The sequence below is a fragment of the Kitasatospora sp. McL0602 genome, from assembly GCF_052076145.1.
In the GTDB taxonomy this organism is placed as follows: domain Bacteria; phylum Actinomycetota; class Actinomycetes; order Streptomycetales; family Streptomycetaceae; genus Kitasatospora.
In genome coordinates, this window is the sequence record NZ_CP197246.1 from 1,961,372 (window position 1) to 1,985,359 (window position 23,988).

Sequence of the window (23,988 nt, forward strand, 5' to 3'; positions counted from 1 at the left end):
CGACACTAGCCGGGTCCGCCCGGCACCACTCGCGGATCAGTTCGAAATCCGGCGTGTCGTATGCCGACCGTACGTGCCCCGGCTGGCGTAACGTCACCGGGGAGCCACCACAAGCCGATCCCACCCGTGCTGAAGGAGCCCGCCGTGAAGAAGTTGATCAACAGTCCGGAGACGGTGCTCACCGACGCCCTGGCCGGATTCGCGGCCGCCCACCCGGAGTTGACGGTCGACCTCGACCAGCGGGTGATCGCCCGGGGCACCCGCCCCGGGACGCCGAAGGTCGCCGTGGTCTCCGGCGGCGGCTCCGGGCACGAGCCGCTGCACGGCGGCTTCGTCGGCCCCGGCATGCTCGACGCGGCCTGCCCCGGCGAGATCTTCACCTCGCCCGTGCCGGATCAAGTACTGGCCGCCGCACAGGCCGTGCACACCGGCGCCGGCGTGGTCCTCGTGGTGAAGAACTACACGGGGGACGTGCTGAACTTCCGCCTCGCCGCCGAACTGGCCGAGGAGGAGGGCATCGAGATCCGCACCGTGCTGGTCGACGACGACGTCGCCGTCGAGGACTCCACCTGGACGGCCGGGCGGCGCGGCACCGGCGCGACGGTCGTGGTCGAGAAGACCACCGGCGCCCTCGCCGAGCGCGGCGCGACGCTGGCCGAGGTCGCGGCGATCGGCAAGCGCGCCAACGCCGCCTCCCGCTCCTTCGCCGTCGCGCTGACCGCCGCGACCGTCCCGGCGGCCGGCAAGCCCGGCTTCGACCTCGCCGAGGACGAGATCGAGGTCGGCGTCGGCATCCACGGCGAGCCCGGCCGCCGCCGCGAACCGCTGCGCCCGGCCCGCGAGCTGGCCGCCGAGGTGGTCGACACCATCCTCGCCGACCACGACCTGACGGCGGGCGACGAGGTGATCGCCCTGGTCAACGGGCTCGGCGGCACCCCACTGCTGGAGCTGTACGTCGTCTACGGCGCGATCCACGCCCGGCTCGCCGAGCGCGGCATCACGATCGCCCGCAGGCTCGTCGGCAGCTACGTCACCAGCCTGGACATGGCGGGTTTCTCGCTCACCCTCACCAAGGCCGACCCCCAGCTGCTCGACCTCTGGGACGCCCCGGTCTCCACCCCCGCGCTGACCTGGTCCTGAGAGGAAGCCCGTGGACATCCCCCTCGCCCTCGCCTGGCTCCGCGAGACGGCCGCCGCCGTCGAGCGGGAGCAGACCCGGCTCACCGAGCTCGACTCCGCGATCGGCGACGGCGATCACGGCAGCAACCTGGCCCGGGGCTTCGCCGCCGTGCTCCCCGCCCTCGACGCACTGGCTCCCGCCTCCGTCGGCGCCGTCCTGACCAAGGCCGGGAGCACCCTGATCTCCAAGGTGGGCGGCGCCTCCGGCCCGCTCTACGGCAGCGCCCTCCGCGCCATGGGCAAGACCCTCCCCGGCGAACGGGCCACCCCCGCCGAGTTCGCCGCCGCCCTGACCGCCGGGCTGGCGGCCGTCCAGAGCCTGGGCGGCGCCCAGCCGGGCGACAAGACCCTCGTCGACGCCTGGGGCCCGGCCACCGCCGCCTTCGAAGCCGCCTCCGCCTCGCCCGCCCCCGACTTCCGCACTGCGGCCAGGGCCGCCGCCGAGGCCGCCGAGCAGGCCGCCGAAGCCACCACCCCGCTCCAGGCCCGCAAGGGCCGCGCCTCCTACCTGGGCCCCCGCAGCATCGGCCACCAGGACCCGGGCGCCACCTCCACCGCCCTGCTCTTCCGAGCCCTCGCCGACGTCACCGAGCCGACGCCACCGACCGTCAGCCACCCCGCGTGATGAGGAGCAGCAGGGCGTCGTCCCCGAGCTCCCCGCCCGCGTGAACCAGCAGGTCCTCGTACAGCCGCCCGACGGCCGACTCCAGCTCGGCCTCCGACCGCGCAGCTCCCCGCACCAGTGCCCCCACCCGCTCCGCCAGCGGGTAGAACTCGCCGGAGCGGTGGTGCCGCGCCTCGACCACCCCGTCCGTGCATAGCACCAGCACGTCGTCGGGCCCGAACGTCAGGTCCATGCTCTGCGGCCGGCCGGTGGCGAGCTTGCCGAGCCCGAGCGGCACCCACGGGTCCGGCGCCTCCAGCACCGTCACCGTGCCCTCGGGGGTGACGAGGACCGGCGGCACGTGCCCGTAGTGCAGCAGCTGCACCCCGCCCGGCGCCCGGAACTCGGCGAACAGCGCCGTGGTGAACTCCCCGTCCGGCACGTGCCGCTCGACGCTCGCCTCGATCCGTTCCGCGACGGCGTACAGCCCGTTCTCGTCGTACGCGGCCTCGCGGAACGCGCCGAGCACGACGGCCGCCGTCTGCACCGCGCCGAGGCCCTTGCCCCGGACGTCGCCGACCAGCGCCCGGGTGCCGTGCGGGGTGTCCAGGACGGAGTACAGGTCACCGCCGATCCGGGCGGCGTCGGCGGCGGAGACGTACCGCACGGCGAGCCGCAGCGGGCCGACGGCCGGGCCGGGGCTGCTGAGCAGCGCCCGCTGGGCGGCCTCGGCGACGGAGCTGACGGCGGCGAACTCGGCGGCGCGCCGCATCCGCAGCCGGGCCACCCAGGCGCTGACGAGGGTGATCGCGAGGTAGCTGAGCATCGCGCCGAAGAGGAACCGGCCGTCGTGCAGGTTGTCCATCTGGTCGTAGTGGCTCAGCGTGAGCAGGGAGATCAGCCCGAACATGCAGACCAGCAGCAGTTCGAGCGGCCGCAGGGTGAGCGCGGCGATCGAGGGCACCACGACCATCAGGGGCGCGAGGTACCTGTCCCGGCCGGAGAGCAGGTCGGCGAAGGAGATCACGACGGTCGCCAGCAGCGCGGGCGAGGCCCGACGCCACCAGGGGAGGTCCTGGAGGTCGGTGGCGAGGATCGCGCGCTCCCGCCGGGCGGGCGGCAGGCCGCTGGCCCGCGGCGGCTGAGCAGGTCTGATCCGTGGCACCTATCGAACATATCGGACAGCGCCCGTCCCCGCGCCGGGCGGGTGGGACACGCCCCGAGCAGGGCCGATGAGAGCATTCCGTGATGCTACGAATACTCTCTGCTAGCAACGCAGGCCGAGAACCACCGGCACCACGAACCACAGGAACCACCCGGAGGCCCCGATGTCCAGCACCATCACCTACACCGTCAGCGGCATGAGCTGCGGCCACTGCGAGAAGTCGGTCTCGTCCGAGGTCTCCGGCATCCCCGGTGTCACCGATGTCGCCGCCGACGCGAAGGCCGGTACCGTGACGATCTCCTCCCAGAGCCCGGTCGACGACGCCGCCGTCCGGGCCGCCGTCGACGAGGCCGGGTACGAGCTGGTCGGCCGGGCGGCCTGAGCCCCACTGCGGGGGAGTGCGCACCGGGACGACCCGCGCCCCCGCGCGCACTCCCCCGCGCACTCCCCACAGCGCCAGAAGGAACAGACGAGCATGAGCACCACGACCCCGGCCACCACCCCCGAGACCCGGCGCGACAGCGTCGAGCTGTCCATCGGCGGCATGACCTGCGCGTCCTGTGCGGCCCGGATCGAGAAGAAGCTCAACCGCCTGGACGGCGTCACCGCCACGGTCAACTACGCCACCGAGAAGGCCCGCGTCGAGTACGGCCCCGAGGTGAGCGTCGCCGACCTGATCGCGACCGTCGAGAAGACCGGCTACACCGCCGAGCTGCCCCCGCCGCCCGCGCCGCTCGAAACACCCGAATCCAACGAGCCCGCACCGGCCGACCCGCTCCGCGAGCGCCTGCTGATCAGCGCCGCACTGACGGTCCCGGTCGTCCTGCTCTCGATGGTCCCCGCGCTCCAGTTCGACAACTGGCAGTGGCTGGCCTTCGCCCTGACCGGCCCGGTCGTCGTGTACGGCGGACTGCCGTTCCACCGGGCGGCCTGGACGAACCTCAAGCACGGCGCCGCGACCATGGACACCCTCGTCTCGCTCGGCACCCTGGCCGCCTTCGGCTGGTCGGTCTGGGCGCTCTTCCTCGGCCACGCCGGAATGACCGGGATGCGGCACGAGTTCTCGCTCACCGCCGCCGCCGGGGCCGCCTCCTCCGCCCTCTACCTGGAGACCGCGGCCGCCGTCACCACCCTGATCCTGCTCGGCCGCTGGCTGGAGGCCCGCTCCAAGCGCCGCGCCGGCGCCGCCCTGCACGCGCTCCTCGACCTCGGCGCGAAGGACGTCGCCGTGCTGCGGGAAGGCCGCGAGGTACGGCTGCCGGTCGCCGCGCTGGCTCCGGGCATGCGCTTCGTGGTCCGCCCCGGCGAGAAGATCGCCACCGACGGCACCGTGGTCGAGGGCAGCTCCGCCGTGGACGCCTCGATGCTCACCGGCGAGGCCGTCCCGGTCGAGGTCACCGTCGGCGACCAGGTCACCGGCGCGACCGTCAACGCCGGCGGCCGCCTGGTGGTCGAGGCGACCCGGGTCGGCGCCGACACCCGGCTCGCCCGGATGACCGAGCTCGTCGAGCAGGCGCAGAACGGCAAGGCCGCCGCCCAGCGCCTGGCCGACCGGATCTCGGCGGTCTTCGTCCCCGTGGTGATCCTGATCGCGCTGGGCACCCTGGTCGGCTGGCTGCTCACCAGCGGAAACCCCGCCGAGGCGTTCACCGCCGCCGTGGCCGTCCTGATCATCGCCTGCCCGTGTGCGCTGGGCCTGGCCACCCCGACCGCCCTGATGGTCGGCACCGGCCGGGGCGCCCAGCTGGGCATCCTGATCAAGGGGCCCGAGGTGCTGGAGACCACCCGCCGGGTCGACACCGTCGTCCTGGACAAGACCGGCACCGTGACGACCGGCCGGATGTCCCTGACCGCCGTGCACACCGCCGAGGGCGTCACCGAGGAGGAGGTGCTGCGGCTCGCCGGGGCGCTGGAGCACGCCTCCGAGCACCCGATCGCCGCCGCCGTCGCGAGCGCGGCCGCCGAACGCCTCGGCGAGCTGCCGCCGGTCGAGGGCTTCCGGACCGTCCCCGGCCGGGGCGTCCAGGGCACCGTGGACGGGCACACCGTGGTCGCCGGGCGCGAGCTGCTGCTCGCCGACCGGGCCCAGCACCTGCCGCCCGTCCTGGCGGCCGCCAGGGCCGCCGCCGAGGCCGCCGGGCGCACCGCCGTCTCCGTCGGCTGGGACGGCGCCGCCAGGGCCGTCCTGGTGGTCTCCGACACCGTCCGGCCGACCAGCGCCGAGGCCGTGGCGCAGCTGCGCGGGCTGGGCCTGAGGCCCGTCCTGCTGACCGGCGACAACCGTGCCGCGGCCGAGGCGGTCGCCGCCGAGGTCGGCATCGCCCCCGAGGACGTGATCGCCGAGGTCCTCCCGGAGGACAAGGTCGCCGCCGTCCGCCGGCTCCAGGCCGAGGGCCGCTCGGTGGCCATGGTCGGCGACGGGGTCAACGACGCCGCCGCCCTCGCGCAGGCCGATCTGGGGCTCGCCATGGGCACCGGCACCGACGCGGCCATCGAGGCGGGCGACCTGACCCTCGTCCGGGGCGACCTCCGCTCGGCGGCCGACGCCATCCGCCTCGCCCGGCGCACCCTCGCCACCATCAGGGGCAACCTCTTCTGGGCCTTCGCCTACAACGTCGCCGCCGTCCCGCTCGCCGCCGCAGGCCTCCTCAACCCGGTGGTGGCTGGGGCCGCGATGGCCTTCTCCTCGGTCTTCGTGGTCACCAACAGCCTCCGCCTGCGCAGCTTCGACGCATCCGCGTGATCCGCGCGATCCGGGTTATCCGGGTTATCCAGGCTATCCGCCGCGGGCGCTGTCAGCGTCCGAGCAGTTCCCCGCCGTTGCAGTGCAGGATCTCCCCGGTGATGAACCGCGCGTCGTCCGAGGCGAGGAAGTGCACCGCCCCCGCGACCTCCCCCGGCTCGCCGATCCGCCCCAGCAGCGTGCGGGCGGCCCGGCGCGAGACCTCCGCCTCGTCGAGCCGGGGCCCGAAGAACTCCGTCCCGGCGACCGTCCCGGGCGCGACGATGTTCGCGGTGATCCCGGAGGTCCCGAGCTGGGCGGCGAGGAAGTGGTTCCAGGCGTGCAGCGAGGCCTTGGCCGCGCCGTACGAGCCGGCGCCCCGCAGCGCCGCGATCGAGCTGACGGTGATCACCCGCCCGCTGCCGGGCGTCAGCCGGTCGCGGACCGACTCGGTGAGCAGCACCACCGTGAGCACGTTCCGCTCGAAGTCCCCGCGCCAGCGGGCCAGCACCGCGTGCGGCCCGGCGCCGATCACGGTCTCCCGGCTGCCCGCGTTGTTGACCAGGACGTCGATCCGCGCGGGGAGCGCGGGCAGTGCGCCCTCGACCGCGTCGGGGTCGGCGAGGTCGCAGACCAGCGGGGTGACGTTCGGGCCGAGCTCGGCGGCGGCCGTCTCCAGTACGGAGCGGCGGCGCCCGACGATGACCACCCGGTCACCGGCGTCGGCGAACCGGCGGGCCACCTCGTAGCCGATTCCGGTGCCGCCGCCGGTGACGACGACGTTCCTGGCTTCTTCCCTGGCCATCTGCGCGCTCCCTCCCCGCCCGGCCGCCGTCGCCGAGAGTGCGGGCGGTCCGTACCGGAATGACACGATTCCTATCACGCAGGGTTGCCAACACTGCGGGGAGGGTGATGTAGTCGCCCGACGGCGGTGTGCTATGAGGGAGGCACCGCCTGCACACGGAGCGTGGCGAGAGCCAACTCACACCCCTCAGGCGTAACTTTGCGACCCTGGTTACGTCTTACCTTTTGTAGTGCGGCAGCTTTCGGTGAGCGGCGGCGTGTTGAACGGCAGCACGCCCGTGCGCGACCATCGCTGGCGACGACGGGGCTCCGGCGGGCCCCGTGAACGGTTGCCGACCGGTTCGGCAGCCTTCGCGCACGACGCCGGGGGTGGCGGGTCGGGAACGCTTTGAGCGGCCGTTCCCTCCCCGGTACCACCCCCGGGCGTCGTGCGCCGACACTCGACCGGCCCACGGCCCCGCCAGGGGCCGGCGGGAGCGCGACAGAAGCACGACAGGGCCCGACTGCCTAGGCAGTCGGGCCCTGTCGCGTCAGTGCGGGTGGCGTCAGCGGTCGCCGAGCTCCACGTAGTCGCGGATCGCGACACCGGTGTAGATCTGGCGCGGACGGCCGATGCGGCTGCCCGGGTCGTTGATCATCTCGTGCCAGTGGGCGATCCAGCCCGGCAGCCGGCCCAGGGCGAACAGCACGGTGAACATGCTGGTCGGGAAGCCCATGGCGCGGTAGATCAGGCCGGTGTAGAAGTCCACGTTCGGGTAGAGCTTGCGCGAGACGAAGAAGTCGTCGTTGAGCGCGTGCTCCTCGAGCTTGAGCGCGATCTCCAGCAGCTCGTCGGACTTGCCGAGCTGGCTGAGCACCTCGTGCGCCAGGATCTTGACCTGGGCGGCACGCGGGTCGAAGGCCTTGTAGACGCGGTGACCGAAGCCCATGAGCTTCACGCCGTCCTCGCGGTTCTTGACCTTCGTGATGAAGGAGTCGACGTCGCCGCCGTCCTTCTGGATCTGCTCCAGCATCTCCAGCACGGCCTGGTTGGCGCCGCCGTGCAGCGGGCCCCAGAGCGCCGAGATGCCGGCCGAGATCGAGGCGAACTGGTTCGCGTGGCTGGAGCCGACCAGACGCACGGTGGAGGTCGAGCAGTTCTGCTCGTGGTCCGCGTGCAGGATCAGCAGCTTGTCGAGCGCGTTGACGACCACCGGGTTGAGCTCGTAGTCCTCGGCCGGGACGGCGAAGGTCATCCGGAGGAAGTTCTCGACGTAGCTCAGGTCGTTACGCGGGTAGACGAACGGCTGGCCGATCGACTTCTTGTACGCGTAGGCCGCGATCGTCGGCAGCTTGGCCAGCAGCCGGACGGTCGACAGGTGGCGCTGGGCGGCGTCGAACGGGTTGTGGCTGTCCTGGTAGAAGGTCGACAGCGCGCCGACCACGGAGGACAGCATCGCCATCGGGTGAGCATCCCGGGGGAAGCCCTGGTAGAAGCGCTTGACGTCCTCGTGCAGCAGCGTGTGCTGGGTGATCTCGGCGTTGAAGGCCTGGAGCTGGTCGCCCGTCGGCAGTTCGCCGTTGATCAGGAGGTACGCGGTCTCGATGAAGCCGCCCTGCTCGGCCAGCTGCTCGATCGGGTAACCGCGGTAGCGCAGGATGCCGTTGTCACCGTCCACGAAGGTGATCGCGGACTTGTAGGCAGCGGTGTTGCCGAAGCCGTTGTCCAGGGTGACCAGGCCGGTCTGCGGGAGCAGCTTCGAGATGTCGAAGCCGGCGTTGCCCGCAGTGCTCTCGACGACGGGGTACTCGTACTCGCCGTCCTGGTACCGCAGTACTACCGAGTTGTCGCTCACGTCTTCCTCACCGACGAAATGAAGTCCTCTGCCAAGGTGCCCTGACTGTCTCTACGATCCCCCATCCGAGGGACAGCCGCGCACCCGGGGTGGCGGCCGAAAGGGCCCCGCCCAACAAAAGCTTGCGCCGCAGCCGGTACGAACCGGACAAGATCGGCGCGAGACTAGGCTCCGCCCTAAATCTCTTCACGTCAAGACAACCCCCGCCCACCGACCCCATTGGACAATCATCCAGTCGAGAGCCGATGATCAAGTGCAGAATGCCTCCGACCTGCACTGACCGCCCGAACAGCCTGGGCGATCGCTCTCCGTGACCCCACCAGCACCACCAGTTGCTTCGCCCTCGTCACGGCCGTGTAGAGCAGGTTCCGCTGCAACATCGTCCACGCCGACGTGGTGACGGGAATCACCACCGCCGGGTACTCACTGCCCTGCGAACGGTGGATCGTGACTGCGTACGCGTGCGCCAGCTCGTCCAGCTCGTCGAAGTCGTACGGCACCTCCTCGTCCTCGTCGGTCCGGACGGTCAGCCGCTGCTCCTCCACGCTGAGTGACGTCACCACACCGACCGTGCCGTTGAAGACCCCGTTCTGCCCCTTCTCGTAGTTGTTGCGGATCTGCGTGACCTTGTCACCTACCCGGAAGGTCCGGCCGCCGAAGCGCCGCTCGGGCAACCCCTCCCGCCCCGGAGTGACAGCCGCCTGCAACAGAGTGTTCAGATTGCCCGCCCCCGCCGGGCCCCGGTGCATCGGCGCCAGCACCTGCACGTCCCGGCGCGGGTCCAACCCGAACCTCTGCGGGATGCGGCGCGCCACCACGTCCACCGTCAGGCCCGCCGCCCGCTCGGTGTCCTCCTCCGCGAACAGGAAGAAGTCCGCCAACCCGTCCGTGACCGGCGGCAGCCCCTCGTTGATCCGGTGCGCGTTCGTCACCACCCCCGACTGCTGCGCCTGCCGGAAGATCCGCGTCAGCCGCACCGACGGGACGGGCCCGCCCTCCGCCAACATGTCCCGCAGCACCTCGCCCGCCCCGACCGAGGGCAGCTGGTCCACATCCCCCACGAAGAGCAGGTGCGCCCCCGGCGCGACGGCCTTCACCAACTTGTTCGCCAGGATCAGATCCAGCATCGACGCCTCGTCGACCACCACCAGATCCGCGTCCAACGGCCGGTCCCGGTCGTACGCCGCCTCACCACCCGGCCGCAGCTCCAACAGCCGGTGCACGGTCGACGCCTCCGCGCCCGTCAGCTCCGCCAACCGCTTCGCCGCCCGGCCCGTCGGCGCCGCCAGCACCACCTTCGCCTTCTTGGCGAGCGCCAGCGTCACGATCGACTTCACCGTGAACGACTTCCCGCACCCCGGCCCGCCCGTCAGCACCGCCACCTTCTCGGTCAGCGCGAGGCGCACCGACTCCCGCTGCTCCGGCGCGAGTTCGGCTCCCGTGCGCTTCGCCAGCCACCCCAGCGCAGCCGGCCAGTCCACCCCCTGGAAGCCCGCCATCCGGTCCGTCTCGGACCGCAGCAGCCGCAACAGCTGATTCGCCAGCGAGATCTCCGCCCGGTGGAACGGCACCAGGTACACCGCCGTGATCGGCTCCCCCGCCTCCCCCGGCACGCTCTCCCGCACGACCCCCTCCTCCACCACCAGCGCGGCCAGGCAGTCGATGACCAGCCCGACATCGACCTGGAGCAGCTTCACCCCGTCCGAGATCAACCGCTCCTCTGGCAGGAAGCAGTGCCCCTGGTCGCTGCTCTGCGACAGCGCGTACTGCAAGCCCGCCTTCACCCGCTCCGGGCTGTCGTGCGGGATGCCCACCGCCTGCGCGATCCGGTCCGCCGTCAGGAAGCCGATGCCCCAGACGTCCGAAGCCAGCCGGTACGGCTCGTTCTTCACCACCCCGATCGAACTCTCGCCGTACTTCTTGAAGATCCGCACCGCCAGCGAGGTAGAAACCCCGACCCCCTGGAGGAAGACCATCACCTCCTTGATGGACTTCTGCTCCTCCCAGGCCGCCGCGATCATCTTCGTCCGCTTCGGCCCGAGCCCCGGCACCTCGATCAGCCGCTTCGGCTCCTGCTCGATCACGTCCAACGTGTCGACCCCGAACTGCTCCACGATCCGCTCCGCGAACCGCGGCCCGATCCCCTTGATCAGCCCCGACCCCAGATACCGCTGAATGCCCTGCACCGTCGCCGGCAGCACCGTCGTGTAGTTCTCCACCACGAACTGCTTGCCGTACTGCGGATGCGACCCCCACCGCCCGTGCAGCCGCAGCGACTCCCCCGGCTGCGCACCGAGCAGCGCCCCGACCACCGTCAGCAGGTCGTTCGCCCCACGCCCGGTATCGACCCGCGCGACGGTGTACCCGGTCTCCTCGTTGGCGTACGTGATCCGCTCCAGCACGCCCTCCACCTGGGCCAGCTGGCGCGGCACCTGCTCCTTGCCCTGCCCAGGCCGCTGCTGCGTGTCCACGAGGCCCCTCTCCCTACCGGTGACCGCCCGCTACGCACCGTACCGCCCCGCGCCGACATCCCCGCCCGCCGGGCGCTGCGGTTGTCCCCCTCCCCAGCAGGGACGACGATGCCAGAGGGGGGTTCGAATCACGCCCGCCCTCCCGGGCGCCCCCGAAGGAGCACCATGCTCACCACCGATTTCGTCCCCGGCTCCCCCAACTGGCTGGACCTCGGCAGCCCCGACCTCTCCGGCTCCACCACCTTCTACAGCGCCCTCTTCGGCTGGACCTTCCTCTCCGCAGGCCCGGAGGCGGGCGGCTACGGCTTCTTCCAGCACGAGGGCCGGACAGTCGCCGCCCTCGGCCCCCTCAACGCAGAGGGCGCCAAGCCCGCCTGGACCCTCTACTTCGCCGCCACCGACGCCGACTCCGTCACCGCCCACGTCCAACGGGCAGGCGGCACCGTGCGCTTCCCGCCCATGGACGTCTTCGCCGAAGGCCGACTGGCCGGCTTCACCGACCCGACGGGCGCGGAGTTCGCCGTCTGGCAGCCCGGCAACACCCTCGGCCTCGACACCGTCACCACCCCCGGCAGCCTCTGCTGGACGGAGCTCTACACCTCCGACCCGACCGCCGCCAAGGCCTTCTACCGCGAGCTGTTCGGCTGGCAGGAGCAGGACGTCCCGTTCGGCGACAGCACCTACACCGTGCTCACCCCCGCCACCGGCGGCACCGACGACGGCCAGGGCGGCATCATGCAGCTCGCCCCCGCCCAGAGCGCCAGCGGAATCGCCCCCCACTGGCTCCCGTACTTCGAAGTCCCCGACACCGACGCGGTCATCGCCACCGCCCAGGCCCACGGCGGCGCCGTACGCCTCCCCGCCACCGAGGCCCACGGAGTCGGCCGCTTCGCCCAACTCACCGACCCGCACGGCGCCGTCTTCGCCGTCATCACCAGCGCCGCACCCGGCGAGTGACGCACCCGCACCCCTCGCCCAAGGCCACGTCGCCTAGGGTCACGATCATGACCGACCTGACCTTCCGCCCAGCCGTCCGCGAGGACCTCCCCGCGATCGTCGCCATGCTCGCCGACGACCCGCTCGGAGCCACCCGCGAATCCCCCGACGACCTGACCCCGTACGAGACCGCCTTCGCCCGCCTCGCCGGCGACCCCCAGCAGTACGTGACCGTCGCCGAGCGCCACGGCCGCGTCGTCGGCACCCTCCAGCTCACCGTCATCCCCGGCCTCTCCCGCCGAGGCTCCACCCGCACCATCATCGAAGGTGTCCGGATCGACGCGAGCGAACGCGGCAGCGGCCTCGGCACCCAACTCATCGAATGGGCCGTCAACACCTCCCGCGACCTCGGTGCCGACCTCGTCCAGCTCACCTCGGACGCCACCCGCACCGACGCACACCGCTTCTACGAGCGGCTCGGCTTCACCGCCTCGCACCTCGGCTTCAAGCTGGCACTGTCCTGAGGAAACCGCTCCGGAAGTGGGTCCAGAAATGGATCCGGAAATGCGAAAGGCCCCCATCCGTTCCCGGATGGGGGCCTTTCGTGAATGATTGTTCGGCGGCGTCCTACTCTCCCACAGGGTCCCCCCTGCAGTACCATCGGCGCTTTGAGGCTTAGCTTCCGGGTTCGGAATGTAACCGGGCGTTTCCCTCACGCTATGACCACCGAAACACTATGAAACCAGACGACCGCACCACCCTTGACCTACGGTGTGGGGTCGTTGTTTCAGAACAACACAGTGGACGCGAGCAACTGAGGACAAGCCCTCGGCCTATTAGTACCGGTCAGCTCCACCCCTTACAGGGCTTCCACATCCGGCCTATCAACCCAGTCGTCTACTGGGAGCCTTACCCTCTCAAGGAGGTGGGAACATTCATCTCGAAGCAGGCTTCCCGCTTAGATGCTTTCAGCGGTTATCCCTCCCGAACGTAGCCAACCAGCCATGCCCTTGGCAGGACAACTGGCACACCAGAGGTTCGTCCGTCCCGGTCCTCTCGTACTAGGGACAGCCCTTCTCAATATTCCTACGCGCACAGCGGATAGGGACCGAACTGTCTCACGACGTTCTAAACCCAGCTCGCGTACCGCTTTAATGGGCGAACAGCCCAACCCTTGGGACCTACTCCAGCCCCAGGATGCGACGAGCCGACATCGAGGTGCCAAACCATCCCGTCGATATGGACTCTTGGGGAAGATCAGCCTGTTATCCCCGGGGTACCTTTTATCCGTTGAGCGACGGCGCTTCCACAAGCCACCGCCGGATCACTAGTCCCTGCTTTCGCACCTGCTCGACCCGTCGGTCTCACAGTCAAGCTCCCTTGTGCACTTACACTCAACACCTGATTGCCAACCAGGCTGAGGGAACCTTTGGGCGCCTCCGTTACTCTTTAGGAGGCAACCGCCCCAGTTAAACTACCCACCAGACACTGTCCCTGATCCGGATCACGGACCCAGGTTAGACATCCAGCACGACCAGAGTGGTATTTCAACGACGACTCCACAACAACTGGCGTTGCTGCTTCAAAGTCTCCCACCTATCCTACACAAGCCGAACCGAACACCAATATCAAGCTATAGTAAAGGTCCCGGGGTCTTTCCGTCCTGCTGCGCGAAACGAGCATCTTTACTCGTAATGCAATTTCACCGGGCCTATGGTTGAGACAGTCGAGAAGTCGTTACGCCATTCGTGCAGGTCGGAACTTACCCGACAAGGAATTTCGCTACCTTAGGATGGTTATAGTTACCACCGCCGTTTACTGGCGCTTAAGTTCTCAGCTTCGCCACACCGAAATGTGACTAACCGGTCCCCTTAACGTTCCAGCACCGGGCAGGCGTCAGTCCGTATACATCGCCTTACGGCTTCGCACGGACCTGTGTTTTTAGTAAACAGTCGCTTCTCGCTGGTCTCTGCGGCCGGCCCCAGCTCACCGAGTAAATCGGATCACCAGTTCCGGCCCCCCTTCTCCCGAAGTTACGGGGGCATTTTGCCGAGTTCCTTAACCATAGTTCACCCGAACGCCTCGGTATTCTCTACCTGACCACCTGAGTCGGTTTGGGGTACGGGCCGCCATGAAACTCGCTAGAGGCTTTTCTCGACAGCATAGGATCATCCACTTCACCACAATCGGCTCGGCATCAGGTCTCAGCCTTAATGAGTGACGGATTTGCCTATCACTCGGCCTACACCCTTACCCCGGGACAACCACCGCCCGGGTTGGACTACCTTCCTGCGTCACCCCATCGCTCACCTACTACCCTGTTGGGTCAGCGGCTCCACCACGTCCCATTGTCCGAAGACTCCGGGCCGGCTTCACGGCTTTAGCATTCAGAGGTTCGACGTTGGCGCTTCAAAGCGGGTACGGGAATATCAACCCGTTGTCCATCGACTACGCCTGTCGGCCTCGCCTTAGGTCCCGACTTACCCTGGGCAGATCAGCTTGACCCAGGAACCCTTGGTCAATCGGCGCAAGAGTTTCCCACTCTTGTATCGCTACTCATGCCTGCATTCTCACTCGTGAACCGTCCACAACTGGATTCCTCCGCTGCTTCACCCGGCACACGACGCTCCCCTACCCATCACAGCCCCCGTTGGGGGTATTGCTGCAATGACACGACTTCGGTGGTGTGCTTGAGCCCCGCTACATTGTCGGCGCGGAATCACTTGACCAGTGAGCTATTACGCACTCTTTCAAGGATGGCTGCTTCTAAGCCAACCTCCTGGTTGTCTCTGCGACTCCACATCCTTTCCCACTTAGCACACGCTTAGGGACCTTAGTCGGTGTTCTGGGCTGTTTCCCTCTCGACCATGGAGCTTATCCCCCACAGTCTCACTGCCACGCTCTCACTTACCGGCATTCGGAGTTTGGCTAAGGTCAGTAACCCGTTGAGGCCCATCGCCTATCCAGTGCTCTACCTCCGGCAAGAAACACGTGACGCTGCACCTAAATGCATTTCGGGGAGAACCAGCTATCACGGAGTTTGATTGGCCTTTCACCCCTAACCACAGGTCATCCCCCAGGTTTTCAACCCTGGTGGGTTCGGTCCTCCACACGGTCTTACCCGCGCTTCAACCTGCCCATGGCTAGATCACTCCGCTTCGGGTCTTGGGCGTGCAACTCACTCGCCCTATTCGGACTCGCTTTCGCTACGGCTACCCCACACGGGTTAACCTCGCTACACACCGCAAACTCGCAGGCTCATTCTTCAAAAGGCACGCAGTCACGAGACAGATGGGCAAGCCCACTGTCCGACGCTCCCACGGCTTGTAGGCACACGGTTTCAGGTACTATTTCACTCCGCTCCCGCGGTACTTTTCACCATTCCCTCACGGTACTATCCGCTATCGGTCACTAGGGAATATTTAGGCTTAGCGGGTGGTCCCGCCAGATTCACACGGGATTTCTCGGGCCCCGTGCTACTTGGGAGAAGCTCAAGCAAGCCGTACAGATTTCGTCTACGGGGGTCTTACCCTCTACGCCGGACCTTTCGCATGTCCTTCGACTACCCATACGGTTTCTGACTCGCCGACCGGCCGGCAGACCGATCAAGAACTTTCCCACGACCCCGCACTGGCAACCCCTGCCGGGTATCACACCAGAACGGTTTAGCCTCATCCGGTTTCGCTCGCCACTACTCCCGGAATCACGGTTGTTTTCTCTTCCTGAGGGTACTGAGATGTTTCACTTCCCCTCGTTCCCTCCACACACCCTATGTGTTCAGGTGCGGGTGACAGCCCATGACGACTGCCGGGTTCCCCCATTCGGAAACCCCCGGATCAAAGCCTGGTTGACGGCTCCCCGGGGACTATCGCGGCCTCCCACGTCCTTCATCGGTTCCTAGTGCCAAGGCATCCACCGTGCGCCCTTAAAAACTTGGCCACAGATGCTCGCGTCCACTGTGCAGTTCTCAAACAACGACCAGTCACCCACCCTCAGACCCTCAACTGAGGACCCTCGAGTAGGACCGGCATCTCTGAAGCAACAACCACCGAAGTGGCCGTTCCCTCAGGACCCAACAACGTGCCCGACACACCCGACCGATAACCCGCCTTCCACGCCCCGAAGGACAGTACTAACGGAACCAACCGTGTGTGCCGAATAGTCAACGTTCCACCCATGAGCAACCGTGCGAGACATTCGCTCGCATCCGGCTATGTGCTCCTTAGAAAGGAGGTGATCCAGCCGCACCTTCCGGTACGGCTACCTTGTTACGACTTCGTCCCAATCGCTGGTCCCACCTTCGACGGCTCCCTCCCAAGGGTTAGGCCACCGGCTTCGGGTGTTACCGACTTTCGTGACGTGACGGGCGGTGTGTACAAGGCCCGGGAACGTATTCACCGCAGCATGCTGATCTGCGATTACTAGCAACTCCAACTTCATGGGGTCGAGTTGCAGACCCCAATCCGAACTGAGGCCGGCTTTTTGGGATTCGCTCCGCCTCGCGGCATCGCAGCCCTTTGTACCGACCATTGTAGCACGTGTGCAGCCCAAGACATAAGGGGCATGATGATTTGACGTCGTCCCCACCTTCCTCCGAGTTGACCCCGGCAGTCTCCTGTGAGTCCCCATCACCCCGAAAGGCATGCTGGCAACACAGAACAAGGGTTGCGCTCGTTGCGGGACTTAACCCAACATCTCACGACACGAGCTGACGACAACCATGCACCACCTGTATACCGACCACAAGGGGGCGACCATCTCTGGCCGTTTCCGGTATATGTCAAGCCTTGGTAAGGTTCTTCGCGTTGCGTCGAATTAAGCCACATGCTCCGCTGCTTGTGCGGGCCCCCGTCAATTCCTTTGAGTTTTAGCCTTGCGGCCGTACTCCCCAGGCGGGGAACTTAATGCGTTAGCTGCGGCACCGACGACGTGGAATGTCGCCAACACCTAGTTCCCACCGTTTACGGCGTGGACTACCAGGGTATCTAATCCTGTTCGCTCCCCACGCTTTCGCTCCTCAGCGTCAGTAATGGCCCAGAGATCCGCCTTCGCCACCGGTGTTCCTCCTGATATCTGCGCATTTCACCGCTACACCAGGAATTCCGATCTCCCCTACCACACTCTAGCCTGCCCGTATCGAATGCAGACCCGAGGTTAAGCCTCGGGCTTTCACATCCGACGTGACAAGCCGCCTACGAGCTCTTTACGCCCAATAATTCCGGACAACGCTCGCACCCTACGTATTACCGCGGCTGCTGGCACGTAGTTAGCCGGTGCTTCTTCTGCAGGTACCGTCACTTGCGCTTCTTCCCTGCTGAAAGAGGTTTACGACCCGAAGGCCTTCATCCCTCACGCGGCGTCGCTGCATCAGGCTTTCGCCCATTGTGCAATATTCCCCACTGCTGCCTCCCGTAGGAGTCTGGGCCGTGTCTCAGTCCCAGTGTGGCCGGTCGCCCTCTCAGGCCGGCTACCCGTCGTCGCCTTGGTAGGCCATTACCCCACCAACAAGCTGATAGGCCGCGGGATCATCCTGCACCGCCGGAGCTTTCCACCAACCCCCATGCGGAGGAAGGTCATATCCGGTATTAGACCTCGTTTCCAAGGCTTGTCCCAGAGTGCAGGGCAGATTTCCCACGTGTTACTCACCCGTTCGCCACTAATCCACCCGAAGGCTTCATCGTTCGACTTGCATGTGTTAAGCACGCCGCCAGCGTTCGTCCTGAGCCAGGATCAAACTCTCCGTGAATGTTTTCCGGATATCCGGTAGCACTCGCGTTGAGCGGCACGACGACCACCGGAATAGATGGCCCCGTGCACTGCGTCCTCGCTGTGTTTTGTTACTAAAGGAATCTCCAACCCGGAACGCCGAAACGATCCAGGCCGGGGATGTCAACATATCTGGCGTTGACTTTTGGCACGCTGTTGAGTTCTCAAGGAACGGACGCTTCCTTCAAGCCGCTCTCGCAAGCTCTCCGGGCGCTTCGTTCTTTCGTGTTTCAAGCTTATCAGACGTTTTCCGCTCCGTTTTCCGGAGTTTCACTCACCTGACCGGCTTTTCTTCGCCCCTCTCGGTGCGACTCCGGAACTGTATGGGGAACGGCCCCCCACAAGCAAATCGCCCCCCGCCGGGCTTCCGGGCGGGGGGCGAGCTGCGGACGATCAGTGGCTGATCAGTGGACCTCGGTGATCTCCGGGCCACGGGCGTACGGGTCGAGGGAGGCCCCGGCGAAGCGGGAACCCTCGGCGTCAGTGACGCTGCCGTCGGCCACCATCTGCGCGTCCTCGGGGAGCTTGAGGACGATCGGGTCGCGGGGAGCCATCGGGGTCTCGCCGCGGACCACGACGGTCTGGCGGAAGACCTGCTCGAGGATGCCTGCCATCTCGGGCTGCACGGCGGCCTGGCCGGAGATCACGCCGCGCAGGAACCAGCGCGGGCCGTCGCAGCCGACGAAGCGGACCAGCTGGACGCCCTGAGTGCCGTCCGGCAGCTGCACGGGGACCTGGGCCCGGAGGTGCCAGCCCAGCGGGCCTTCCTCCTCGTCGATGCGGCCGCCCTGCTGGCTGATGCCGGTCGCGATCTCGTCGCGGACCTCGCCCCAGATGCCCTCGGACTTGGGGGCGGCGAAGGCCTGGAGCTGGATCGCGCTGTTGCCGAGTACCAGGGTGGCGGCCACGATCGCGTCGCCGGCCACCTCGACCCTCAGCTCCATGCCCTCCACACCCGGGACGAGGAGACCCCCGAGGTCCACTCGGCCCTCTTCCGGGTTCTCCAGCTCGGAGATGTCCCAAGGACCTTCCGGGCGGGGGGCCGGCGGGAGGCCGACGCGGTCTGCCGGGTCCTGGTCTGTCTGGCTCTCGCCCTCGGTACCGGCGGAACCCTCGACGTCATCGGCCGTCTCGTCGGCGCTGATGGCGTCGTCGGCGAGCTGCTCGACAGCATCCTCGCTCTTCTTGCGACGACTGAACACGGTCACTGTCCTTCCCGGTCCAAGACCGATCCAAGACCGAAGCGAATACCTGCTCGGCTTACTGCGAGGTCGCGGGCATGCTAAACCGCCGCGTGGCCGCCGGTCGACCCGAAGCCGCCTTCGGCACGGGCCGAACCGGGCAACTCGGCCACCTCGTGGAACCGTGCCTTCTCGACCTGCTGGATCACCAGCTGGGCGATTCGGTCCCCCCGGCGGAAGCTGACCCCCTCGCGAGGGTCCAGATTGACGACGATCACCTTGATCTCACCACGGTACCCGGCATCGACCGTACCCGGGGCGTTCACCAGTGCAACTCCGCAACGAGCTGCGAGTCCCGAACGCGGGTGCACGAAGGCCGCGTAGCCGTCCGGGAGGGCGATGCTGATGCCGGTGGGGAGCAGCACCCGCTCGCCGGGGGCGAGTTCGGCGTCGACGGTGGTGCGCAGGTCCGCTCCGGCGTCGCCGGGGTGCTCGTACGAGGGAAGCGGGATCTCGGAGTCGATCCGGCGGATCAGGATGTCGACGGGCTGGCGGGCGGTGCTGCTCACGGGTTCACCTCAAAGGCTCGGGCGCGTTCGAAAAGGTCGCGGTCGTCGATGGCCTTCTTGATGTCCTCGGGACGACCGTGCGTGGTGAAGTGTTCCAGCTTCACCTGGATGAAGAGTCCCTGAGCCCTGACTGCGACCGGCCCGTCCGGACCGCCGATCCTGCCCTCGGCGGCGCTGTAGATCTTGCGTCCGTGCACTCCGGTGATCCAGGCCCGCAGGTGGAGGACGGAGTCGACCGGGACGGGGCAGAGGAAGTCCGTCTCGATGCGGCCGGTCACGGCGGGGGCGTGGAGCAGCCAGTTCAGGCTTCCGAGGGTCTCGTCGAGGGCGGTGACGAGCAGGCCGCCGTGGGCCAGGCCGGGGCCGCCCTGGTGGCTGGGCCGCACGGTGAACTCGGCGGTGAGGTCGAGCCCCTCCCCGGCCACCACGGTCAGCTGGAGGCCCTGGGGGTGCTGCGGGCCGCAGCCGAAGCACTGGTCGTAGTGCGAGCCGAGCAGCGAGCCGGGGGCCGGGGCCTGGGGGGCTCGGGGCGGCAGGACGGCGTCGGCCGGGGGCGTGGTCGGCGTGAGGGCGACGGCGCGGGGGGCAGGCTCGTCCGGGCGCTGCGGCGCAGCTGAGGTGGGGGCTGGTCGGTTCACAGGCGCGACCCTACCGTCCGGTAGCAAGGCCCGGCCGGGGGTGGGCGCGGGGGCCGGGGGCGAAGCGCCCAGAATGGGGGCATGTACGACGAACGTCTTACCGTCCCCCGTTCCTGGTGGCTGCTCGCGATCGGCCTCGGCCTCTCGTTGGCGCTGGTCCTGCTGCGTTTCTCCCCGGTGGCCGCTCTGGTCGGGCTGGTGGTCGGCTGTGCGGCCGGCGCGGCCGCGCTGAGCAGTTACGGCTCGGCGCGCATCCGGGTGGTGCAGGGCTCGCTGGTCGCCGGGAAGGCCCGTATCCCGGTGAACGTGCTGGGTGTGCCGCAGCCGCTGGCGCCCGCCGAGGCGGTGGCCTGGCGGTCCGTGAAGGCGGATCCGCGGGCCTTCATGCTGCTGCGGAGCTACGTGCCGACCGCGCTGCGGGTCGAGATCACCGACCCGCACGACCCGACGCCGTACGTCTACCTGTCGACCCGCTCGCCGCAGCGGCTGGCGGATGCGCTGCGGGCGGCCCAGAAGCCGGGGGCGTGAGGGCGCCCGAGCCCGGACATGGAGGAGGGACGGCTCCGCAGTTGCGGTGCCGTCCCTGTACTCCGGTGTGACGCCCTACCTCTCGCAGGGTTCGCCTGCTGGTGCGGCCGCGGGTGCGACCGCCGGTACTGCCTTCGGGCTCGTTGGGGCGGGCCCGACGGGGCGGTGTACCGGGCCGACGGATGGCCGTCGGACCCGGGCCATGGCCGCCGACTGCTCAGGCGCCGCAGTCCCGGCAGATGGGCTGGCCGTCCTTCTCGCTGTAGAGCTGGCTGCGGTGGTGCACGAGGAAGCAGCTCATGCAGGTGAACTCGTCGGCCTGCCGGGGCAGGACCCGGACCGAGAGCTCCTCGTTCGAGAGGTCGGCGCCCGGAAGCTCCATGCCCTCGGCGCCGTCGAAGTCCTCCGAGTCGACGGAACCGCTGCCCTTCTCGTTCCGCCTAGCCTTCAGCTCCTCGATGCTGTCCTCGTTGAGGTCGTCATCGGTCTTGCGTGGGGTGTCGTAGTCCGTTGCCATTTTTCGCTCTCCCCCTTTGGGTGTGTGCGGGTATCTCCAGCGCACGTAACGCATGGGGGGCCGGTCTTGTGCCCGACCCGAGGCGGAGATTTTGCCTTACTTCAAGCCCTGTTACTCAATCGACACCCTGTGGAGGGTCCATCGGGGTGGTCGAATGTGGCTCGAACGGGCTCACCGAGAGCTGCCGAGCAGGGCTCCGGGAGCCTACCCGATCGCTACCGGTGGTGACCGGAGGCTCGCCGGATGATCCGGAACGGCCTTCCGGGCCAAGGGTGTTGACAGATCGTCGAGAACGATTCCACTCGGCGGCCCGGTCACGACCGGCTACGTACCCCCGGAAAGCCGTGATCACCCTACGGGGTCATCCGAACGTGTCGCGCGACGAAGTGTGACCTTGGTCACATCGTGGACTTTTCGGGCGAAATCCAAGAAATCCATCACCTCCGACACGGCGCCCGGACGTCACGCCCGAGCGGCTGCGGCGGCCCTCCGGGCGAGCAGCGCGGCCTGCCGCTCGTCGAACTTCGACGCCTGCGCGTCGAGGCCGGCGAGGAACATGCCGAGCTCGTCCTGGGCCCGCTGACCCTCCGGCCCGAGGCCGCGGATCTCCATCACCTTGAGGTGGCGCAGCACGGGCTGCAGCACGTCGTCGTGGTGGATGCGCAGGTTGTAGACGCCGCCGATCGCGAGCTGGGCCGCCGATCGCTCGAAACCGGGCATGCCGTGGCCGGGCATCCGGAAGTCGATCACCACGTCGGCGACGGCCCGCATGGCCTGGTCGGGGGCGATCTCCAGGGCAGCCTTCAGCAGGTTGCGGTAGAAGACCATGTGCAGGTTCTCGTCGTTGGCGATCTTCGCCAGCAGCTGGTCGCACAGCGGGTCGCCGGAGAAGTGGCCGGTGTTGCGGTGCGAGATGCGGGTGGCGAGCTCCTGGAAGGCCACGTACGCGACCGAGTGCAGCATGCTGTGCGAGTTGTCCGACTCGAAACCCTCCGCCATGTGCGTCATCCGTGCCCGCTCCAGCTCCGTCGGGTCGACGGCGCGGGTGGTCAGCAGGTAGTCCCGGATCGCTATGCCGTGGCGGCCCTCCTCGGCCGTCCAGCGGTGCACCCAGGTGCCCCACGCGCCCTCGCGGCCGAACATGGTCGCGATCTCGTGGTGGTAGCTGGGGAGGTTGTCCTCGGTGAGCAGGTTGACCACCAGGGCGATCCGGCCGAGCGGGGTGACCTTGGACTGGTCCTTCTCCCAGGCCACGCCGCCGAGCACGCCGTCGAAGTCCTGACCCTGGCTCCATGGCACGAACTCGTGCGGCATCCACTCCTTGGCGACCTTCAGGTGGCGGTTGAGCTCGGTCTCCACCACCTCCTCGAGCGCCATGATCAGGCGGGCGTCGGTCCAGGCGGGGGAAGCGGTGCGCTGCACGGGTGCGATGGTCACGGCTGGTGCTCCTGAGGCGGGCAGAGACGGGTGGGACGCACAGAGGGCCGGGCTCGAGCCGGGCTGATGCGACTCACTTACGGCTGCGTAGGTTACGTAACCGTAAGTTGTTCTGGCGGGAAATGACAAGCCGCCCCAGCCAGCGCTTATGTCGACTTGACACGTGTGGCGGGGGCGGCGAGTGGGTACCGGCATCGTCCGCATCCGGAGGGTCACCAGGAGTCGGGTAGGAAGCGGGGCGGGAGCCGGGAGGAGCCGGGAGGTCCGGAGGGCGCAGGATCGCGCTCACCGGCCCGGCAGCGGCGTCAGGCTCCCGGAATGCGCACCCGGAGCGTGAGGCCGCCTCCGGCGCGCGGAGTGGCCTCGATGACACCGTCGTGCGCCCGGACCACCGAGCGGACGATGGAGAGACCGAGCCCGACGCCCTTGTCGCTGCGCGTCCGGTCGGCGCCCTTGACCCGGCGGAACGGCTCGAAGATGTGCTCCAGCTCGTAACCCGGCACCACCGGGCCGGTGTTGCTGACGACGAGCTCACCTCCGCCGCCCGGGGCGGGGGCGGTGGTGATCTCCACCCAGCCGCCGGGGGTGTTGTACCGGACGGCGTTCTGCAGCAGGTTCAGCGCGATCCGCTCCAGCAGGATGCCGTTGCCGGAGACCGTCGCGGCGTGCAGCTCGGAGCGCAGCTCGACCTCCCGGCCGGCGCCCTCCGGGCGGACCTGCTCCAGCGCCCGCAGGGCGACCTCGGAGAGCTCGACCGGGCGGCGGTCGGTCAGCTCGTTGTCGCTGCGGGCGAGCAGCAGCAGGCCCTCGACCAGCTGCTCGCTGCGCTCGTTGGTGGCCAGCAGGGTCTTGCCGAGCTGCTGGAGGTCGGCCGAGGTCTCCGGGTCGGAGAGCTGCACCTCCAGCAGGGTGCGGTTGATCGCCAGGGGCGTCCGGAGCTCGTGCGAGGCGTTGGAGACGAAGCGGCGCTGAGAGTCGAACGAGCGGTCCAGGCGGTCGAGCATGTCGTCGAAGGTGTCGGCGAGCTCCTTGAGCTCGTCGTCCGGGCCCTCCATCTCGATCCGGCGGTGCAGGTCGGAGCTGGCGACCTCGCGGGCGGTCCGGGTGATCCGGTTCAGCGGGCTGAGCACCCGGCCGGCCATCGCGTACCCGGCGACGAAGGCGATCACGGCCAGGCACACCAGGGCGGTGAGCGCCTTGCGCAGCAGCAGGGCGAGCGTGGCGTGCTGCTGGACGCTCTGCTGGAGGGCGATCCACTGGTCGAAGTTGGTGATCTCGCGGCCGTCGCGGTCGGTCAGCTTGACGCCCGCGCCGAGGTTGAGGCTCGGCAGCACGACGTCCTGGAGGGCCTGCTGGACGAAGTAGTACATCAGCAGCAGCAGCACCACGCCGGCCATCAGGAACATCCCGCCGTAGAGCAGGGTGAGCCTGATCCGGATGGTCGGGCGGAGCTGGAGCCAGCCGAGCAGGCCGTTGCCGAAGCCTTGGGCACCGGGCTCGCCCTTCGTCTCGCGCCGGCCGGTGGGCACCGCCACCGTGGGGGCGGACGGGGCGTGCGCCGGGCGTGGCGGCACCGGGCCGCCGGCGGGCGCGCCGGAGGCCCCGCCGGTGGGGGGCGGGGTGGTCATGGCGATCC

The 23,988-nt window shown here is 68.4% G+C and carries 17 protein-coding genes and 3 rRNA genes; 7 read left to right on the top strand and 13 right to left on the bottom strand.

What is annotated here, in order from left to right; translation table 11 throughout:
* Positions 1–144: 144 nt before the first annotated feature.
* Positions 145–1,140, top strand: coding sequence for a dihydroxyacetone kinase subunit DhaK (dhaK, locus tag ACR68M_RS08995; RefSeq protein WP_441249916.1), 996 nt, complete (start codon positions 145–147; stop codon positions 1,138–1,140).
* Between the two features lie 10 nt (positions 1,141–1,150).
* Positions 1,151–1,804, top strand: a complete 654-nt coding sequence (gene dhaL / locus ACR68M_RS09000; RefSeq protein ID WP_441249917.1) for a dihydroxyacetone kinase subunit DhaL — start codon at positions 1,151–1,153, stop codon at positions 1,802–1,804.
* On the opposite strand, the gene ACR68M_RS09005 is transcribed toward dhaL, so the two are convergent.
* Complete coding sequence (locus tag ACR68M_RS09005) at positions 1,788–2,948, bottom strand: PP2C family protein-serine/threonine phosphatase (RefSeq protein WP_441249918.1); 1,161 nt, start codon at positions 2,946–2,948, stop codon at positions 1,788–1,790. The genes dhaL and ACR68M_RS09005 overlap by 17 nt on opposite strands.
* A 163-nt stretch (positions 2,949–3,111) precedes the next feature.
* Here ACR68M_RS09005 and ACR68M_RS09010 point away from each other — a divergent pair, with 163 nt between their 5' ends.
* Together ACR68M_RS09010 and ACR68M_RS09015 are read left to right on the top strand one after the other, a co-directional pair.
* On the top strand, positions 3,112–3,330 hold the full coding sequence (locus tag ACR68M_RS09010) for a heavy-metal-associated domain-containing protein (RefSeq protein ID WP_441249919.1): 219 nt from the start codon (positions 3,112–3,114) through the stop codon (positions 3,328–3,330).
* Between the two features lie 93 nt (positions 3,331–3,423).
* The gene (locus ACR68M_RS09015) at positions 3,424–5,691 is read left to right on the top strand and encodes a heavy metal translocating P-type ATPase (RefSeq protein WP_441249920.1); all 2,268 of its coding nucleotides are present in this window, start codon (positions 3,424–3,426) and stop codon (positions 5,689–5,691) included.
* A 52-nt stretch (positions 5,692–5,743) separates the two neighbouring features.
* On the opposite strand, the gene ACR68M_RS09020 is transcribed toward ACR68M_RS09015, so the two are convergent.
* From ACR68M_RS09020 to recD2, 3 genes are all read right to left on the bottom strand, one after another.
* Entirely contained in the window at positions 5,744–6,475 is a 732-nt protein-coding gene (locus ACR68M_RS09020; RefSeq protein WP_441249921.1) for an SDR family NAD(P)-dependent oxidoreductase, read from the bottom strand.
* Between the two features lie 544 nt (positions 6,476–7,019).
* A complete protein-coding gene (locus ACR68M_RS09025; protein ID WP_441249922.1) occupies positions 7,020–8,309 on the bottom strand; it encodes a citrate synthase in 1,290 nt (429 codons plus the stop codon).
* Between the two features lie 227 nt (positions 8,310–8,536).
* Positions 8,537–10,780, bottom strand: coding sequence for an SF1B family DNA helicase RecD2 (gene recD2, locus ACR68M_RS09030; RefSeq protein WP_441249923.1), 2,244 nt, complete (start codon positions 10,778–10,780; stop codon positions 8,537–8,539).
* Between the two features lie 165 nt (positions 10,781–10,945).
* On the opposite strand from recD2, the gene ACR68M_RS09035 reads away from it, so the two are divergent.
* Positions 10,946–11,737, top strand: a complete 792-nt coding sequence (locus tag ACR68M_RS09035) for a VOC family protein (protein ID WP_441249924.1) — start codon at positions 10,946–10,948, stop codon at positions 11,735–11,737.
* A 47-nt stretch (positions 11,738–11,784) separates the two neighbouring features.
* Positions 11,785–12,240, top strand: a complete 456-nt coding sequence (locus tag ACR68M_RS09040; protein WP_441249925.1) for an N-acetyltransferase family protein — start codon at positions 11,785–11,787, stop codon at positions 12,238–12,240.
* Between the two features lie 90 nt (positions 12,241–12,330).
* On the opposite strand, the gene rrf is transcribed toward ACR68M_RS09040, so the two are convergent.
* The 6 genes from rrf to ACR68M_RS09070 all read right to left on the bottom strand — a co-directional run bounded on the left by rrf (position 12,331) and on the right by ACR68M_RS09070 (position 19,768).
* Positions 12,331–12,447, bottom strand: a 5S ribosomal RNA gene (gene rrf / locus ACR68M_RS09045).
* An 85-nt stretch (positions 12,448–12,532) separates the two neighbouring features.
* Positions 12,533–15,655, bottom strand: a 23S ribosomal RNA gene (locus ACR68M_RS09050).
* Between the two features lie 287 nt (positions 15,656–15,942).
* A 16S ribosomal RNA gene (locus ACR68M_RS09055) occupies positions 15,943–17,462 on the bottom strand.
* Together the 16S, 23S and 5S rRNA genes form the textbook arrangement of a ribosomal RNA operon.
* Positions 17,463–17,886: 424 nt before the next feature.
* A complete protein-coding gene (locus ACR68M_RS09060; RefSeq protein ID WP_441249926.1) occupies positions 17,887–18,684 on the bottom strand; it encodes a DUF3710 domain-containing protein in 798 nt (265 codons plus the stop codon).
* A gap of 80 nt (positions 18,685–18,764) precedes the next feature.
* Positions 18,765–19,232, bottom strand: coding sequence for a dUTP diphosphatase (dut, locus tag ACR68M_RS09065; protein ID WP_441249927.1), 468 nt, complete (start codon positions 19,230–19,232; stop codon positions 18,765–18,767).
* Entirely contained in the window at positions 19,229–19,768 is a 540-nt protein-coding gene (locus ACR68M_RS09070; RefSeq protein ID WP_441251553.1) for a PaaI family thioesterase, read from the bottom strand. Before ACR68M_RS09070 ends, dut begins: the two co-directional genes overlap by 4 nt.
* A 183-nt stretch (positions 19,769–19,951) precedes the next feature.
* On the opposite strand from ACR68M_RS09070, the gene ACR68M_RS09075 reads away from it, so the two are divergent.
* Complete coding sequence (locus ACR68M_RS09075) at positions 19,952–20,398, top strand: DUF3093 domain-containing protein (RefSeq protein ID WP_441249928.1); 447 nt, start codon at positions 19,952–19,954, stop codon at positions 20,396–20,398.
* A 217-nt stretch (positions 20,399–20,615) separates the two neighbouring features.
* On the opposite strand, the gene ACR68M_RS09080 is transcribed toward ACR68M_RS09075, so the two are convergent.
* From ACR68M_RS09080 to ACR68M_RS09090, 3 genes are all read right to left on the bottom strand, one after another.
* A complete protein-coding gene (locus ACR68M_RS09080) occupies positions 20,616–20,915 on the bottom strand; it encodes a DUF4193 domain-containing protein (protein ID WP_441249929.1) in 300 nt (99 codons plus the stop codon).
* Positions 20,916–21,377: 462 nt separating this feature from the next.
* Positions 21,378–22,352, bottom strand: a complete 975-nt coding sequence (locus tag ACR68M_RS09085; RefSeq protein ID WP_441249930.1) for an acyl-ACP desaturase — start codon at positions 22,350–22,352, stop codon at positions 21,378–21,380.
* 305 nt (positions 22,353–22,657) lie between these two features.
* Positions 22,658–23,980, bottom strand: a complete 1,323-nt coding sequence (locus tag ACR68M_RS09090) for a sensor histidine kinase (protein ID WP_441249931.1) — start codon at positions 23,978–23,980, stop codon at positions 22,658–22,660.
* Positions 23,981–23,988 lie beyond the last annotated feature (8 nt).

Bases quoted from the DNA above. Each gene is read 5' to 3' on its own strand.
- ACR68M_RS09010 (WP_441249919.1), top strand. From the start codon at position 3,112: ATGTCCAGCACCATCACCTACACCGTCAGCGGCATGAGCTGCGGCCAC.
- ACR68M_RS09015 (WP_441249920.1), top strand. From the start codon at position 3,424: ATGAGCACCACGACCCCGGCCACCACCCCCGAGACCCGGCGCGACAGC.
- ACR68M_RS09020 (WP_441249921.1), bottom strand. From the start codon at position 6,475: ATGGCCAGGGAAGAAGCCAGGAACGTCGTCGTCACCGGCGGCGGCACC.
- ACR68M_RS09035 (WP_441249924.1), top strand. From the start codon at position 10,946: ATGCTCACCACCGATTTCGTCCCCGGCTCCCCCAACTGGCTGGACCTC.
- ACR68M_RS09040 (WP_441249925.1), top strand. From the start codon at position 11,785: ATGACCGACCTGACCTTCCGCCCAGCCGTCCGCGAGGACCTCCCCGCG.
- ACR68M_RS09075 (WP_441249928.1), top strand. From the start codon at position 19,952: ATGTACGACGAACGTCTTACCGTCCCCCGTTCCTGGTGGCTGCTCGCG.
- ACR68M_RS09080 (WP_441249929.1), bottom strand. From the start codon at position 20,915: ATGGCAACGGACTACGACACCCCACGCAAGACCGATGACGACCTCAAC.
- ACR68M_RS09090 (WP_441249931.1), bottom strand. From the start codon at position 23,980: ATGACCACCCCGCCCCCCACCGGCGGGGCCTCCGGCGCGCCCGCCGGC.